General features: G+C 55.7%; 12 protein-coding genes. 4 read left to right on the top strand and 8 right to left on the bottom strand.

The features are described from left to right. The 3 genes from RTY00_RS02130 to glpE form a co-directional block, all read right to left on the bottom strand. Positions 1–707: DeoR/GlpR family transcriptional regulator (locus RTY00_RS02130; protein ID WP_312663248.1), on the bottom strand; the 707-nt coding region annotated here is incomplete at its 3' end. A gap of 42 nt (positions 708–749) precedes the next feature. After that, positions 750–1574 (bottom strand): rhomboid family intramembrane serine protease GlpG, encoded by an 825-nt coding sequence (glpG, locus tag RTY00_RS02125; RefSeq protein ID WP_312663255.1) that lies wholly within the window; start codon positions 1572–1574, stop codon positions 750–752. A 32-nt stretch (positions 1575–1606) separates the two neighbouring features. Continuing rightward, positions 1607–1933, bottom strand: a complete 327-nt coding sequence (gene glpE / locus RTY00_RS02120) for a thiosulfate sulfurtransferase GlpE (RefSeq protein WP_312663247.1) — start codon at positions 1931–1933, stop codon at positions 1607–1609. Between the two features lie 351 nt (positions 1934–2284). Between glpE and glpD the strand changes: the two genes are divergently transcribed. Next, positions 2285–3793 carry a glycerol-3-phosphate dehydrogenase gene (glpD, locus tag RTY00_RS02115; protein ID WP_312663246.1) on the top strand — a complete coding sequence of 503 codons (1509 nt, stop codon included), beginning with the start codon at positions 2285–2287 and terminating at the stop codon, positions 3791–3793. An 80-nt stretch (positions 3794–3873) separates the two neighbouring features. Here glpD and iolE read toward each other — a convergent pair whose 3' ends face one another. From iolE to iolD, 3 genes are all read right to left on the bottom strand, one after another. After that, positions 3874–4770: a myo-inosose-2 dehydratase gene (gene iolE, locus RTY00_RS02110; protein WP_008107936.1), complete on the bottom strand. Its 897-nt coding sequence runs from the start codon at positions 4768–4770 to the stop codon at positions 3874–3876. Between the two features lie 65 nt (positions 4771–4835). Beyond that, positions 4836–5849 carry a Gfo/Idh/MocA family oxidoreductase gene (locus RTY00_RS02105; RefSeq protein WP_312663245.1) on the bottom strand — a complete coding sequence of 338 codons (1014 nt, stop codon included), beginning with the start codon at positions 5847–5849 and terminating at the stop codon, positions 4836–4838. 68 nt (positions 5850–5917) lie between these two features. After that, positions 5918–7852, bottom strand: coding sequence for a 3D-(3,5/4)-trihydroxycyclohexane-1,2-dione acylhydrolase (decyclizing) (iolD, locus tag RTY00_RS02100; protein WP_154183346.1), 1935 nt, complete (start codon positions 7850–7852; stop codon positions 5918–5920). A gap of 549 nt (positions 7853–8401) precedes the next feature. Here iolD and iolC point away from each other — a divergent pair. Together iolC and RTY00_RS02090 are read left to right on the top strand one after the other, a co-directional pair. After that, positions 8402–10315, top strand: a complete 1914-nt coding sequence (gene iolC, locus RTY00_RS02095) for a bifunctional 5-dehydro-2-deoxygluconokinase/5-dehydro-2-deoxyphosphogluconate aldolase (protein WP_312663243.1) — start codon at positions 8402–8404, stop codon at positions 10313–10315. A gap of 288 nt (positions 10316–10603) precedes the next feature. Continuing rightward, positions 10604–11449: a MurR/RpiR family transcriptional regulator gene (locus RTY00_RS02090; RefSeq protein WP_008107943.1), complete on the top strand. Its 846-nt coding sequence runs from the start codon at positions 10604–10606 to the stop codon at positions 11447–11449. Positions 11450–11533: 84 nt separating this feature from the next. Here the strand turns inward: RTY00_RS02090 and iolB are convergent, their stop codons facing one another. Further along, positions 11534–12346 (bottom strand): 5-deoxy-glucuronate isomerase, encoded by an 813-nt coding sequence (iolB, locus tag RTY00_RS02085; RefSeq protein ID WP_312663242.1) that lies wholly within the window; start codon positions 12344–12346, stop codon positions 11534–11536. A gap of 24 nt (positions 12347–12370) precedes the next feature. Then, entirely contained in the window at positions 12371–13876 is a 1506-nt protein-coding gene (locus tag RTY00_RS02080) for a CoA-acylating methylmalonate-semialdehyde dehydrogenase (protein WP_312663241.1), read from the bottom strand. A gap of 424 nt (positions 13877–14300) precedes the next feature. Between RTY00_RS02080 and RTY00_RS02075 the strand changes: the two genes are divergently transcribed. Beyond that, positions 14301–15116: a TIM barrel protein gene (locus RTY00_RS02075; protein WP_312663240.1), complete on the top strand. Its 816-nt coding sequence runs from the start codon at positions 14301–14303 to the stop codon at positions 15114–15116. Positions 15117–15277: the final 161 nt, after the last annotated feature.

Genomic DNA, 15277 nt, shown 5'->3' with positions numbered 1-15277 from the left:
GCCGGCGGGCTTTGATCGGTATACATGTAATCAATCAGGCTCATATTGCCGAGGTTGACCATCGCATTGCGGCCAAACTTCGAGTGATCCACCACCAGCATCACGCAGCGCGAGTTTTCGATAATGGCGCGTTTGGTGCGCACTTCGTGATAATCGAACTCCAGCAGCGAACCATCCATATCAATGCCGCTGATACCGAGAATGCCGTAATCGAGGCGGAACTGCGAAATGAAGTCCAGCGTCGCTTCGCCCATGATGCCGCCATCGCGCGTGCGTACTTCGCCACCGGCGATAATCACGCGGAAATCCGGCTTCGCCATCAGCAGAATCGCCACGTTGAGGTTGTTAGTCACCACGCGCAGATTGTTGTGATTGAGCAGCGCATGCGCGACCGCTTCCGGCGTGGTGCCGATATCAATAAACAGCGTCGCGCCATCGGGGATCTGGCTCGCCACACGCTCGGCGATGCGCGCTTTCTCCGCCGACCACATCATCTTACGATCCTGCCATGCGGTGTTTTCTGAGCTGGACGGCAGCGCCGCCCCGCCGTGATGACGCATGATTTTGTTCTGATCGGCCAGGTCGTTCAGGTCGCGCCGAATGGTTTGCGGGCTGACTTCAAAGTGATCCACCAGCTCTTCGGTACTGACATATCCCTGACGCCGGACCAGATCGATAATGGCGTCATGACGTTGCGTCTGCTTCACATCTCTCTCCTCGGCTCGTGGCCGCTTCTTTTATTGGTGCTGCTAACGACGCGTGATCTTACGCGTATCAACAAATGCCATAGCTAAGCCCACCAGCAAGCCGGTGACGTGCGCGGCGTTGGCGATCGACAGGCCAAATGCGCCGTACCAGCCAATCACCAACCAGACGACCGCGAAGCCAATCAGGCCGCGTTCAAGATAAATACCACTTTCGGGATCGCGCTCGCCGCGCAGCCAGCAGTAACCCATCAGCGCGTAAACCACGCCCGACAAGCCACCAAACAGCACGCCGCTGAACTTGGCCTGCATCCAGCCAGTCAGCAACGCCGAGATCAGCATAATCACAAACAGCTTGCCGCTGCCGAGACGCTTCTCGACCGCACCACCGAGATACCACCACCACATCAGGTTGAACAGGATGTGCAGCAGCGAGAAGTGCAGCAGCGCATGGCTAAACCAGCGCCACACCTGGAAATATTGCGAAGAGTCCGCCGGCCACGCCAGCCAATCCAGCGCCACATCTTCACCAACGATCTGCATCAGGATAAACACCGCGATGCAGGCGATCATGATGGTCATGGTGAGCGGACCTGCGCGTTCGCGAATGCTCGACCAGATGTTGGTGCGCTCGTAACGCAAGCCACTTTCGGTGCTGCCGCTATGCCAGCTGGCGGCCTGATAGCGCGGATGGTTGGGATCGCGCACGAACTGCGCGAGTTCGTTTTCGACCATCTCAAACTTACTGTCATCGTCCAACATGATGACGAAGTGGCTTTCACGCTCAATGCGTAGCGTCACGCCGCGTGTCGCCATGTAGTCGACAAACGCCTGCGCCATGCGCGGATTGTTAAACTGGGTGATGCGCATCATGCGGTGCTCTCCTTCCTTATGCGATGGGCTTAGGCGTCACCGAGGGCAACCTGCGCCGGGAATGCCGCGCGCCAGGCGTCAAATCCGCCGTCAATGCTGTACGCCGCGCTGAATCCCTGACCCAGCAAGAACTGCGCCGCGCCTTTGCTGCTGTTGCCGTGATAGCACATCACCAGCACCGGCAATGCCTGATTCGCGTTGGCGATGAAATCCGCCAGATTGTCATTGGTCAGATGCTGCGCACCCACCGCGTGGCCCATCATAAAGCTCTGCGGATCACGGATATCCACCAGCTGCGCACCTTGTGCCAGATGCTCTTGCGCCTGCAGGACATCAATACACTCGAAGGTTTCCATGGTGTCTCTCATTACTTGGTCACAATTAGCGGTTAAAAAATTACCGGTGTTGCTGCCAGGTCGCCATGAATGGCGCCCCTACGATTGCCCGGTGTAGGGTCGCCATTCATGGCGACCTAAACATGCTCAACTCATAAGCATTACACAATTAGCGCCTAGTTTAACCTGAGAAGCCGCCGCGATAACCTGACAACTTATAGGGTTATGTGATTTTTTTCCTGTCGGAATGTTAGCTATATCACGCAAAAATGTTTTTATTCAGTTAACCGCTGGCGTCGATGTTGGTTTCCGATTATTATTACGCTCGAAAACGAACATTTTAGAACTATTCCGAACATCGGAGGAGATGACGTGGAAACCAAAGACCTGATCGTGATCGGCGGCGGCATTAACGGAGCCGGCATTGCAGTGGACGCTGCAGGACGCGGACTGTCGGTGCTGATGCTGGAGGCGCGGGATTTGGCCTGTGCAACCTCCTCCAACAGCTCGAAATTGATTCACGGCGGCCTGCGCTACCTTGAGCACTATGAATTCCGCCTGGTAGGCGAAGCCTTAGCAGAACGTGAAGTGCTGCTGAAAATGGCGCCGCATATCGCCTTCCCGATGCGTTTCCGTCTGCCGCACCGTCCGCATCTGCGTCCAGCGTGGATGATCCGCATGGGCCTGTTTATGTACGATCGCCTCGGCAAACGCACCACGCTGCCGGGCAGCAAAAGCCTGCGTTTTGGCGCGGATTCGGCCCTCAAGCCGGAGATCACGCGCGGATTCGAATATTCTGACTGCTGGGTTGATGATGCGCGCATGGTGGTTCTCAACGCGCAGGAAGTGGAAAAACAGGGCGGCGAAGTGCGTACCCGCACTCGCGTGACCCGCGCCTGGCGTGAAGCCGGTTTGTGGATGGTGGAAGCCGAAGATATTGATACCGGCAAAACCTACACCTGGCGCGCTAAAGGTCTGGTCAATGCGGCCGGTCCGTGGGTGAAAGAGTTCTTCGACGATGGCCTGAAGCTGAAATCGCCGTACGGCATTCGTCTGATCAAAGGCAGCCACATTGTGGTGCCGCGCGTACATCGCGAAAAGCAGGCGTATATCCTGCAAAACGAAGATAACCGTATCGTGTTTGTCATTCCGTGGATGGATGAGTTCTCCATCATCGGTACCACCGACGTGGAGTACAAAGGCGATCCGAAAGACGTGAAGATCGATGACAACGAAGTCAGCTACCTGCTGAAAGTGTTCAACGGACACTTCAAACAACAGCTGAGCAAAGATGACATCGTCTGGACTTACTCGGGCGTGCGTCCGCTGTGCGATGACGAATCGGATTCACCGCAGGCCATCACCCGCGATTACACGCTGGATGTGCATGACGACAACGGCCAGGCGCCGCTGCTGTCGGTGTTCGGCGGCAAGCTGACCACCTATCGCAAGCTGGCGGAACATGCGCTGGAAAAACTGACCAAGTACTACCCGAACATTGGCCCTGCATGGACCAAAAACGCGGTATTGCCGGGCGGTGATTTCTCTGGTTCACGCGATGATTACGCCGCCGGTCTGCGTCGTCGCTATCCGTTTATCAGCGAAGGTATGGCGCGTCACTTTGCCCGTACTTACGGCAGCCGCACCGAAGAGCTGCTGGCAGACGCGAAGAGCATCGACGATCTGGGCGAGAACTTCGGTCACGAGTTCTACGAAGCCGAGCTGCGTTATCTGGTGAAAAACGAATGGGTACGCGAGCTGGATGATGCAATTTGGCGTCGTACCAAACAAGGTATGTGGCTGAGCGCTGCCGAGCAGGCGCGTATTGCTGAGTGGCTGGCGGTTAACGCACAGAAACCGGCGTTGTCGTTAGCGTCATAATATAAAAACGGGGCGTCGTAAATGACGCCCCGTTTACGTAGGGTCGCCATTCATGGCGACCTTTTCAATCCCTGCACTATTTACAAACCCGCATTCTCACGAATGTACTTACGCGCTTTCACTGCATATTCGAACGGATTGGCCAGCGCCGGATCCTGTTCCGCTTCCACCACCATCCAGCCTTTATAGCCGTAATCGTCGAGGATTTTAAACACCGGTTTGAAATCGATCACGCCATCACCCGGCACGGTGAAAGTACCCTTCTTCACGCCATCAAGGAACGACAGGGATTTCTCGCGCACTTCCGCGACCACGCTGTCGCGCACGTCTTTCAGATGCACGTGGAAAATACGCGGCAGATATTTGGTCAGCACATCCAGCATTGCTTGCTGTGAGCCTTCGGAATAGTAGATGTGGCCGGTATCGTACAGCAGGCCAACATTCTCATTGGTCGATTCCATAAAGCGATCAATCTCAGCTGGCGTCTGAATGCCGGTGCCCATGTGATGGTGCAGCGTCAAACGCATGCCTTTCTTCGCGGCGATCTCCGCCAGCTCGTTGTAGCCTTCCGCCGTTAAGCGCCACTCTTCATCGCTGAAAATCGGCTTCTGCTCCAGCACTGCCAGCGTGGTGCCCTGAATACTTTTGCTCTGCTCGGAGCAACCAATCACGCGCGCGCCCATCGCATGCAGGAAGTTCATGTGATTGGTGAATTCGTCGATGGTTTTCGCTTTATCGCCGTTGGCGAAGAAGGTGCTGAACCAGGCGTTGCAGATTTGAATGCCACGGATATCCAGCATCGGCTTGAGAATCGCCGGATCGCGCGGGTATTTGCTGCCCACTTCGCTACCGGTAAAGCCTGCCAGCGCCATTTCACTGACGGTTTGCTGGAAGGTGTTTTCGCTGCCCAGCTCCGGCATGTCGTCGTTGGTCCAGCCGATTGGCGCAATCGCCAGTTTAACGTTGTCTTTGTTCATCTTGTTGTCCCTGATTCACAGAGGCGGCCGCTGAGCCGCCGAGGAGTATTTAGCGCACAGCTCAGTTATTTGGCGTAGAAATCCGGACGCGGCGGCATGGTAACCGGCTCGATTGCGCCGCTGTTCTGCGCTTTCTGGCAGGCATCGGCGGCCACGGAAGCAGCGAAACCATCCCAGGCAGAAGGTCCGGTCAGGAGGCCGTCTTTCACGTCATTAATAAACGCTTGCAGCTCAACGTCATACGCATCGATGAAACGGTCTTTCCAGTCGGTCAGCAGCGGCACGCCGAGACGCGCGTTTTTGCGCGTTTGGATCGCCGAAGGCTCAGGCAGCTTAGCGATGCCCTCTTCGCCCACCACTTCACACTGAATGTCGTAGCCGTACGCGCAGTTAACGAAGATCTCTACGTCAATGCGGATGCCTTTCTGCGTTTCGAACAGCACGATTTGCGGATCTTTCAGCTTGGCATGAGACTTCGAGGTAGTACGCGGGAACACCACCTGCACGGTTTTGTAGTCGTCTTCCGTCAGCCAGCGCAGCACGTCCAGCTCGTGAATCAGGGTGTTGGTGATCGCCATGTCAGTGGTGTAATTCTCGCCGACGCTCTGGTTGCGGTGCGCGCAGTGCAGCATCAGCGGCTCGCCGATTTCACCGTCGGTAATCACTTTCTTCAGCGCGCGATAGCCGGAATCGTACGGACGCATAAAGCCGACCTGCACCAGACGTTTACCGTGTTTGATCTCGGCATCGACAATGCGACGGCAACCTTCAGCGCTCAGCGCCAGCGGCTTTTCACAGAACACCGGTTTGCCGGCCGCGATGGCCGCCAGCGTGAACTCTTCGTGGGTCGGATCCCAGGACGTCACCAGCACGGCGTCGACGTCTGGTGAGTTGATCACCTGATGACCATCCTGATAAACCTCGGCTTCGATATTCAGACGTTGCAGCGCAGCGCGCGCACCTTCTACGTTGATATCAGAAACCGCCACCACTTTCGCACCCTGCAAAACGTTATTGCAGCGACGAATGTGTTCCTGACCAATTGCACCGGTACCAATTACACCGAGTTTGAGCGTCATAATTACACCTGTAGAGTCGGATAAGTTAGGGTAAAACAAGGCCGGAGAGCTCCGGCCTAAAAGAGGTTTTAATACTTACGTGCTTGTTCGATATGCACGTTAAGGTTGTCGGCCACTTCTTGCGTACGCTCGGAGGTGGAGGTTTGCGCCACGCCGACGTGCCACCAGCTGAAGTATTTGTGCACCATGGTTTTTGGCAGCACTTTGATGTCGAACAGCACGGAAACGGTCTGTTTCTGCGCATCGATCAGCGCGGCTTCCAGCTGCTCAAGCGTGGTGATGCGGTAAGTTTTGCAGCCGTAACCGCCGGCGATTGCCGCGAAGTCCACCGGCACAAAGCCGCCATCCAGCTTACCGCCTTCCGGATTACGGAAGCGGAACTCGGTGGTGAAGCTGTCCATGCCGTGTTCCATCTGCAGGTTGTTGATACAACCGTTGGTCATGTTATCCAGCAGCACTACGTTGATTTTCGCCCCTTCCTGAATCGAGGTGACCAGCTCGGAGTGCAGCATCATGAACGAGCCGTCGCCGACCATGACGTAGACTTCACGCTGCGGCTGCGCCAGCTTCACGCCCAGCGCAGCATTCACTTCGTAACCCATGCAGGAGTAGCCGTACTCAACGTGGTACGAGTTGTAATCTTTGGTGCGCCACACGCGCTGCAGGTCGCCCGGCAGACTGCCCGCTGCCGCGACAATCACCGCATCCTTTGGGAGCTGCTCGTTTAAGGTGCCCAGCACGCTGCTCTGCGTCAGCACCGATTTCGTCAGGCGCTCAAACTCCGCAAACAGCGCTTCGCGATCGGCGTGGTCGGCGATTTCCGGAATGAAATCGTCGGTGTTATAGGTCGCGGCATAGACGCGCTGCGTCTCTTTCAGCAGCTTGCTTTGCGACAGCTCAATTTGGCCGCCCCAGTGGTTTTCAAAACCTTGCAGGCCGCTTTCCAGCGCGGTTAAACCTTCACGCGCATCCGCCAGCAGCTGCACCGCATCGAGCTTGTAGCTGTCGAAGTTGCTGACGTTAAGGTTCAGATAGCTGACGTCTGGATTCTGGAAAATCCATTTCGACGCGGTGGTGAAGTCGGTGTAACGCGTACCGATACCAATCACCAAATCGGCCTCTTTCGCCAGCAGGTTAGCCGCCAGACAGCCGGTTTCACCCACGCCGCCGACATTCAGCGGATGATCGGAAACGATGGTGCCTTTACCGGCCTGAGTTTCGGCAAACGGGATGTTGAAGCGCTCGGCAAATTTCAGCAGCGCATCACCGGCGTCGGAATATTTCAGGCCGCCACCGACAATGATCAGCGGCTTGTGTTTGCGCGCAATCAGCGCCAGCGCATCTTCTAATTGCGCGGCGGTTGGCAAGCGGCGATCCAGACGATGCACACGCTTCTGGAAGAAGTATTCCGGGAAGTCCCAGGCTTCGCCCTGCACGTCCTGCGGCAGCGCAATCGTAACCGCGCCGGTTTCTGCCGGATCGGTCAACACGCGCAAGGCGTTGATGCAGGCGGTCATCAGCTGCTCTGGACGGCTAACGCGATCCCAGTATTTGCTCACCGCGCGGAACGCGTCGTTGGTGCTGATGCTGAGATCGTGGCTCTGTTCGATCTGCTGCAATACCGGATCCGGTTGGCGCGTGGCGAACACATCGCCCGGCAGCAGCAATAAAGGAATGCGGTTGGCGGTCGCGGTGGCGGCAGCGGTAATCATGTTGGCTGCGCCGGGTCCGACCGATGAAGTACAAGCGATAATCTGACGACGCAGCGACTGCTTGGCAAAACCAATGGCGGCGTGCGCCATGCCCTGCTCGTTACGACCCTGATGCACCACCAGATCGCCGCTGTCCTGCTCCAGCGCCTGTCCCAATCCCAGCACGTTGCCGTGACCGAAAATGGCAAAAATGCCTTTCACAAATTTGGTTTCAACGCCGTCAACGTTCAGGTATTGGTTATCGAGAAATTTTACCAGCGCCTGTGCCGTGGTGAGTCTGATTGTGCCCATATGCTTCTTCCTTTACATGCTGGTACCTGCGGCGAGGTACATCGCGGTTCGGGTAAAAACTGCCGTTCACGGCGCCCGCGGATTAAGTGAAACGTGAGGCGATTATAAACAAATATTTTTTTCATTAAACACGATTACAGAAGAAACATTTCATTTTGCGATGGAGATCAAATTCAGCAATGAAACGTGGGCTGCGCGAGCCGCGAAAGGGGGAAAAGTGGAACAGTAAAAGGTCATTTGCCGGTCATAACGAAATTTCATTTCACTTCAGTAGCTTCCTTGATTCGCCAGCACTTTCCTGAGACCTGGCTCACAAGCCTGACTATCACTGAAACTCCCGGCGAATGCGCGGCTGCTTTGCGGCTTCGTCAGAGTTTTACCTGGCTCACAAAATCGTGATGGATGTTTCATTTCATATTGAATTTGGAATTTTTATTCCTCATACTGCGACCAAAGCCAATCAGGCACCTTGAGAACCCGGAAGCAAAGCGCTCGACGTTGGGCGGCAGCGCCCGCAGTGTCTGCTTATCACAGAAGGAAACAATAGGTATGAGTACACAACAGAAGCGGCTTGATGTGATTTGTATCGGACGCATCGCCGTCGACCTCTACGGTCAGCAAATTGGATCACGTCTGGAAGATATGACCAGCTTCAACAAATATCTCGGCGGATCTTCCGGCAACGTGGCCTACGGTACGGCCATTCAGGGCCTGAAATCGGCTATGCTGGCGCGTGTAGGTGACGAACATAACGGCCGCTTTTTGCGTGAAGAGCTGCAACGTGCAGGCTGCAACACCGATGGCCTGATTACCGATAAGCATCGCCTGACCGGGCTGGTGATCCTCGGGATCAAAGATGAAGAGAGCTTCCCGCTGATCTTCTACCGCGACAACTGCGCCGATATGGGGCTGGTGCCGGAAGATATTAAAGAAGAGTTCATCACCTCTTCACGTGCGGTCGCCGTTACCGGCACGCACCTGTCGCACCCACAAACGCGCGCCGCAGTGTTGAAAGCGCTGGATATCGCCAAACGCAACGGCCTGCGCACCGCGCTGGATATCGATTATCGTCCGGTGTTATGGGGATTGACCTCACTTGGCGACGGTGAAACGCGTTTCATTGAATCAGGCGAAGTGACGCAACAGCTGCAGGAAGTGCTGCACTATTTCGATCTGGTGGTCGGAACGGAAGAAGAGTTCCATATCGCCGGTGGCAGCACCGATACGCTGACCGCGCTGAAAAATGTGCGTAAATCGAGCCAGGCCACATTAGTGTGCAAACGCGGTCCGCTGGGTTGCGTAGTGTTTGAGGGCGAGATCCCCGATAACTGGGAACAGACCAAACTGCAGAGCGGCGTGCGTGTAGAAGTACTCAACGTGCTGGGCGCGGGCGATGCCTTTATGTCTGGCCTGTTGCGCGGCTGGCTGAACGATGAAAGCTGGGAGCAAGCGTGCCGTTACGCCAACGCCTGTGGCGCATTGGTAGTGTCGCGTCACGGCTGCGCACCAGCGATGCCAACCAAAGAAGAGCTGGATGATTTCCTCAGTCGCGATAAAGACGTGAAACGTCCGGATCTCGATGCGCGTCTCAATCACCTGCATCGCGTTACCACGCGTAAACAGCAGTGGCCTGAGCTGAATGTGTTCGCCTTTGACCACCGCAAGCAGTTGGCTGATCTGGCGCGCGAAGCGGGCGTCAGCGAAGAGCGCATTCCACAATTGAAACTGCTGCTGCTGCGTGCCGCAGAAGAAGCGGCTAACGAAGCCGGTCTGAATGAGAAGAGCGGCATCCTCGCGGATACCACTTACGGCCAGAAAGCGCTGAACGCGATTACCGGTAAAAACTGGTGGATTGGGCGTCCGATTGAACTGCCAAGTTCACGTCCGCTGCGCCTGGAGCACGGCAACATCGGCTCGCAGCTGGTCGACTGGCCGGCCGAGCACGTAGTGAAATGCCTGGTGTTCTACCATCCGCACGACAGCGCTGAGCTGCGTAAAGGGCAGGATGAGCTGGTGCTCGATGTGTGGAATGGCTGTAACAAGAGCGGGCACGAACTGTTGCTGGAACTGATTCTGCCGGAGAGCAATCCGGACCGTAATGAATCTTACTATTACGACATGCTGAGCCACTTCTACAGCCTTGGCATTCAGCCGGACTGGTGGAAACTGCCGCCGCTGTCTGCCGAAAGCTGGCAGGCGATCAGCGGGTTGATCGAGCAGAACGATCCGCACTGCCGCGGCATTCTGCTGCTGGGCCTCGATGCGCCGGAAGAGACGCTGAAAGCGGGTTTCGCCGCCGCCGCGCAAGCGCCGTGGGTGAAAGGGTTTGCGGTAGGCCGCACCATCTTCGGCCAGCCGTCACGCCAGTGGCTGCAAGGCGAGCTGGATGATAAAGCGCTGATTGAGACCGTGAAAGGTAACTATCTGCGGTTAATCGGCTACTGGCGCGCTGTGCGCGGATAACGATGCGTTAGATGACAATGAAGCGGCCCTGATGGGCCGTTTTTTTTGGTCACGCACCTTGTCCAGGTCGCCATGAATGGCGACCCTACGTGTCTATTTGTAGGGGCGCCATTTATGGCGACTTGGTAACAGCATAACTCCCGCCCTGTTTGCCCCTCTTTTTGTGAGGCATTTCATAAACCGATGAAATAAGCGTCACGATGATGTCAAACAAATGAAATTTTCCATCCATCTGGTACTATAGCGCTCATTATCCAGCCATATTTTCTTTTTTAGCGGGCCGAAGTAATGACCAATAATCCAACGCAATTAACCTTGTTACAGGACGAGATCCGTCGTCGCTATGAGACGCTGAGCAAACGCCTGAAGCAGGTGGCTCGTTATATCCTTGATAACAGTAACAGCATCGCTTTCGATACCGTGGCGTCCATCGCGCAACATGCTGATGTACCGCCTTCCACGCTGATCCGCTTTGCCAATGCGTTTGGCTTCAGCGGCTTCAACGAAATGAAACAGGTTTTCCGTCAGCACCTGATGGAAGAAACCGTGAACTACACCGAGCGCGCACGTCTGTTCCGCCAGACCGCCACCGACGACAGCGCCACCTCACCCGAAAGCCCAGCCGAAATCCTCAACGTCTTCACCATGGTCAACAGCCAGGCGCTGCAACAGTTGGCGATGCAGGTCAATCCAGACCAGCTTAACCGCGCGGTGAAAATGCTCGATGAAGCCGAGAACATCTACATCATCGGCCTGCGTCGCTCATTCAGCGTTGCATCGTATCTGGTGTATGCGCTGCGTCATCTGGAGCGTCGTGCGTTCCTGATCGACGGCCTCGGCGGCATGTTCACCGAACAGCTGAGCATGGTGAACCCGAAAGACGTGGTGATCGCCATCAGCTACTCGCCGTACGCGCGTGAAGCGGTGGAGTTGGTTGAGCTAGGCGCTAAGCGTGGTGCGCATCTGATCGCCATCACCGACAGTCAGGTCAGCCCGCTGGCCGCCTTCAGCGATGTGTGCTTTGTGGTACGTGAAGCGCAAGTAGATGGCTTCCGTTCGCAGGTCGCTTCGCTGTGTCTGGCACAGACGCTCGCCGTGTCGCTGGCATTGAACAACAACGTCACCAGCGAATAACTCTCGTAGGGTCGCCATTCATGGCGACCACCCAACAAAAAGGGCAGCCAGGTGGCTGCCCTTTTTACATTGGTGTGCATCCTACTAACGCGGATACTGGTCGCTGTTCACCCAAGCGTGATCTTTCTCCCAGGTAAATTTCCACAGTCGTTTTGGACCCGCCATCACGTTGAGATAGTAGTTGTCGTAACCGGCAATGGTCGCCACCGGATGATAGCCACGCGGCACCGTCACCACATCGCGGTTATACGGCGCCATGCACTCGTCGAGCGAACGGTCGTCGGTATACACGCGCTGCATGGCGAAACCTGGCTCAGGATCGAAACGGTGATAGTAAGTCTCTTCCAGATAGGTTTCGTCCGGGCTGTCTTTCTGGTCATGCTTGTGGCTGGGGTACGAACTGGTCGCGCCTTCGTCGGTATACACTTCCACCACCAGCAGGCTGTCGGCCTCTTTGTTGTCTGGCAGAATGTTGTGCACCAGACGCTGGTTACGCCCTTTACCACGCTGCTCAACGCCAACATCTTCCGGCGCAATCAGTCGCGCCGGCAGGTTGCCGCTGCTTGGTGCATTACACACCGCCAGCTCCAGATCGCTATCCGCATACACTTCCACTTCGTCGTTATGCGGGACGTACACCGAGTAAGGTGGAATACGTTCAAACGGCGACAGACGCTTACCCAGATTTGGGAACTCGGCGTGACGGGTTTTCACCGAAGCAAAGCCCGCTACCAGCACCAGACACAACTCTTTGTCGCCGCTGCTCAGCTTCAGGCTCTGCCCTTTTTTCAGCAGATAAGCGTCGAAGCCGACGTATTCCCAGCCCGCGCTTTCCGGCGTGACGTGCTGAATACGGCCGTTGCTGTCGGGTTTTTGCGCTTTCGAAATCAGAGACATCCTGTTCCTCCTTGTTGAGCGAAATTAGCCCAGCGTCGGCATGCTGAACTCAGATACGGTCTGCTGACCGCTCGGCCAACGTACGGTGGCGGTTTTCATGCGGGTGTAGAAACGCACGCCGTCTGGACCGTGCACGTTCAGCGCACCAAACACCGAACGCTTCCAGCCGCCGAAGCTGTGGAACGCCATTGGTACCGGAACCGGCACGTTAACGCCAACCATGCCGGCTTCGACGTTTTGCACGAACTCACGCGCGGTATGGCCGTTGCTGGTGAAGATGGCGCTGCCGTTACCGAATTCGTGACTGTTAACCAGCTGCAGGGCGCTGTCGAAATCGCTGGAACGCATGATGCTCAGCACCGGTCCGAAGATCTCTTCGCGCCAGATGGTCATATCTGAAGTCACGTTGTCGAACAGCGTGCCGCCAACGTAGTAACCTTCTGCATGGCCAGCAACCTGGATGCCGCGGCCATCAACCACCAGCTTCGCGCCTTCCTGCTCACCTTTGTCGATGTAGCCCAGCACTTTCTTCTGGTGCGCAGCAGAAACCACCGGCCCCATTTCATTCTCTTCGGCACCTTTCTGGATGCCAGGACCAACGCGCAGCGCTTTGATCAGCGGCGTCAGACGCGCAATCAGTTTGTCTGCGGTGTCATCACCCACGGCAACCACAACGGGCAGCGCCATGCAGCGTTCACCCGCTGAACCAAACGCGCCGCCCATAATGGCGTTCACGGTGGCATCAAGATCGGCATCTGGCATCACGATGGCGTGGTTTTTCGCTGCGCCGAACGCCTGCACACGTTTACCGTGGGCGCTGGCGGTTTTGTAGATGTGCTCCGCCACGCCGGAAGAACCGACAAAGCTGACTGCCGCGATGCGCGGATCTTTGTACAGCTGCTCGGCATCTTCGTTAGACGAATGCACCACGTTGAATACGCCATCCGGCAGGCCCGCTTCTTTCAGCAGTTCGGCCATGCGCACAGATGCGGAAGGATCCAGCGCCGGTGGCTTGAGGATAAAGGTGTTACCGCACGCCAGCGCGATTGGAAACATCCACAGTGGCACCATCGCCGGGAAGTTAAACGGTGTGATACCAGCAACAACGCCGACCGGTTGCATCAGCGAGTAGCTATCAACGCCGGTGCCGACGCTCGGTGAATTTTCACCTTTAATCAGATGTGGAATACCGCAGGCATATTCGATCACTTCGATACCGCGCGTCAGTTCACCCAGCGCATCGGACCACACTTTGCCGTGCTCAGAAACGATCAGTGCCGCCAGCTCTTCGCGATGTTTTTCCATCAGCGCTTTAAAGTTGAACATCACACGGGCACGACGCAACGGCGCGGTTTTCGACCATTCCGGGAACGCGGCATGAGCGACTTCAATCGCCTGCTCTACTTCAGCAGCGGTGCTCTGCGTCAGTTCACGCACGACTTTGCCGGTCGCCGGATCGTACACGGGAATGGTTTCATTGCTGGCGCTGTGGGTAATTTTGCCGCCGATAAAGTTTCCTACGATAGTCATGTCGTTGCCTCTTAGATGTGAAGTTCCCTGCAGATAGCCCGTTCGAACCGCGACGCTGCGTGTGCAGGCAATACTTAAAGCGTGCTATGAAGCTATAGTAATGAAATGAATTTTTCAAATACTTCTTTTTGGAAAATTTCCTTTTAGCGGCATGGATCGCATTTTTTCCGCCTGCGCTGACAGCCCGGTGCAAATCCGCCCGTAGCGCTTCCCTACTGGCGCTATAGGCCTGCCAAACCGCATCACAGCTAAGCCGTTGCAAGCACAGAATTTGTGTCTTAAATCCAGCTTCAACATGCAACGCGAAACGAAATATGAAATTTTTGCGAGGCAGATCCAATATCTGATATTTCATAATTCAATAATAATGAAATAAATGTTTTCTTTGCAGCACCTCATCCGTATCCGTTTACAGGAGCCGCCTATGGCCATCGATCCAACCCGTTTCTGTATTAACCGTAAAATTGCGCCCAGGCTGTCGCTGGAAGCTTTCTTTCAGCTGGTGCAGCGTCTGGGATTGAGCAAGGTTGAACTGCGTAATGACATGCAGAGCGGCAAGGTCACCGATGATCTCAGCGTGGCCCAGTTGCGAGCGCTAACGGATAAGTACCACATTGAAATCGTGACGATTAACGCGCTCTATCCGTTTAATCGTGCCGATGAGGCGTTGCTGGCAAAAGCCGACGCGCTGCTGCAGGAAGCTCAAGCCATCGGCGCAAAAGCGCTGGTGATGTGCCCGCTCAATGAAGGGATTGAGATTTCGCCCCAGCAGACGCTGGAAGCGCTGCAGGTGCTGGCACCGCGCTTTGAGAAGTATGGCATTCAGGGGCTGGTGGAACCGCTGGGCTTCCCGGTCAGTTCGCTGCGCTCGGCGGTGCAAACGCAAAAGCTGATTCAGCAGGCAAAAGTACCGTTCAAAGTGCTGCTCGATACGTTCCATCATCATCTGTATGAAAACGCCGAAAACGAGTTCCCGCAGGAGATTGATATCAACCATATTGGGCTGGTGCATTTGTCTGGTGTGGAAGATACCCGCCCGACGGCGCAACTGACCGATGAAGAACGCATCATGCTCAGCGACCGCGATGTGCTAAACAGCGTGGCGCAGGTGAAGCGTCTGGAGATGCTGGGCTACAAAGGCGTTTACGCGTTTGAGCCTTTTGCCTCATCGCTGGAGACGTGGAGCGCAAAAGAAATCGAACGCGAAATTCGTCAAAGCATCGAATTACTGCAAGCCTGAAAACGAACCCTTATCTGTGTCTAAAACAAGACACTTTTTGTTAGTGTTGGCCTCGGTCGGAGGCCTTTTTTTTACACCGCTCATCTTTCTAAACCAGGTGCGCATGAAGGTATGACCGGGCTGATGGGTTACAGATCAGACCGGGCACATAGGTAACACAT

The organism is Pantoea sp. CTOTU49201 (assembly GCF_032054795.1).
Lineage (GTDB): Bacteria > Pseudomonadota > Gammaproteobacteria > Enterobacterales > Enterobacteriaceae > Pantoea > Pantoea symbiotica.
This window is presented reverse-complemented; position numbering and strand designations above follow the sequence as displayed.

Excerpts from the sequence above, each read along its gene's own strand:
- RTY00_RS02090 (WP_008107943.1), top strand. The coding sequence starts at position 10,604 with ATGACCAATAATCCAACGCAATTAACCTTGTTACAGGACGAGATCCGT.
- glpE (WP_312663247.1), bottom strand. The coding sequence starts at position 1,933 with ATGGAAACCTTCGAGTGTATTGATGTCCTGCAGGCGCAAGAGCATCTG.
- RTY00_RS02075 (WP_312663240.1), top strand. The coding sequence starts at position 14,301 with ATGGCCATCGATCCAACCCGTTTCTGTATTAACCGTAAAATTGCGCCC.
- iolB (WP_312663242.1), bottom strand. The coding sequence starts at position 12,346 with ATGTCTCTGATTTCGAAAGCGCAAAAACCCGACAGCAACGGCCGTATT.
- iolE (WP_008107936.1), bottom strand. The coding sequence starts at position 4,770 with ATGAACAAAGACAACGTTAAACTGGCGATTGCGCCAATCGGCTGGACC.
- RTY00_RS02105 (WP_312663245.1), bottom strand. The coding sequence starts at position 5,849 with ATGACGCTCAAACTCGGTGTAATTGGTACCGGTGCAATTGGTCAGGAA.
- iolD (WP_154183346.1), bottom strand. The coding sequence starts at position 7,852 with ATGGGCACAATCAGACTCACCACGGCACAGGCGCTGGTAAAATTTCTC.
- iolC (WP_312663243.1), top strand. The coding sequence starts at position 8,402 with ATGAGTACACAACAGAAGCGGCTTGATGTGATTTGTATCGGACGCATC.
- RTY00_RS02080 (WP_312663241.1), bottom strand. The coding sequence starts at position 13,876 with ATGACTATCGTAGGAAACTTTATCGGCGGCAAAATTACCCACAGCGCC.
- glpG (WP_312663255.1), bottom strand. The coding sequence starts at position 1,574 with ATGCGCATCACCCAGTTTAACAATCCGCGCATGGCGCAGGCGTTTGTC.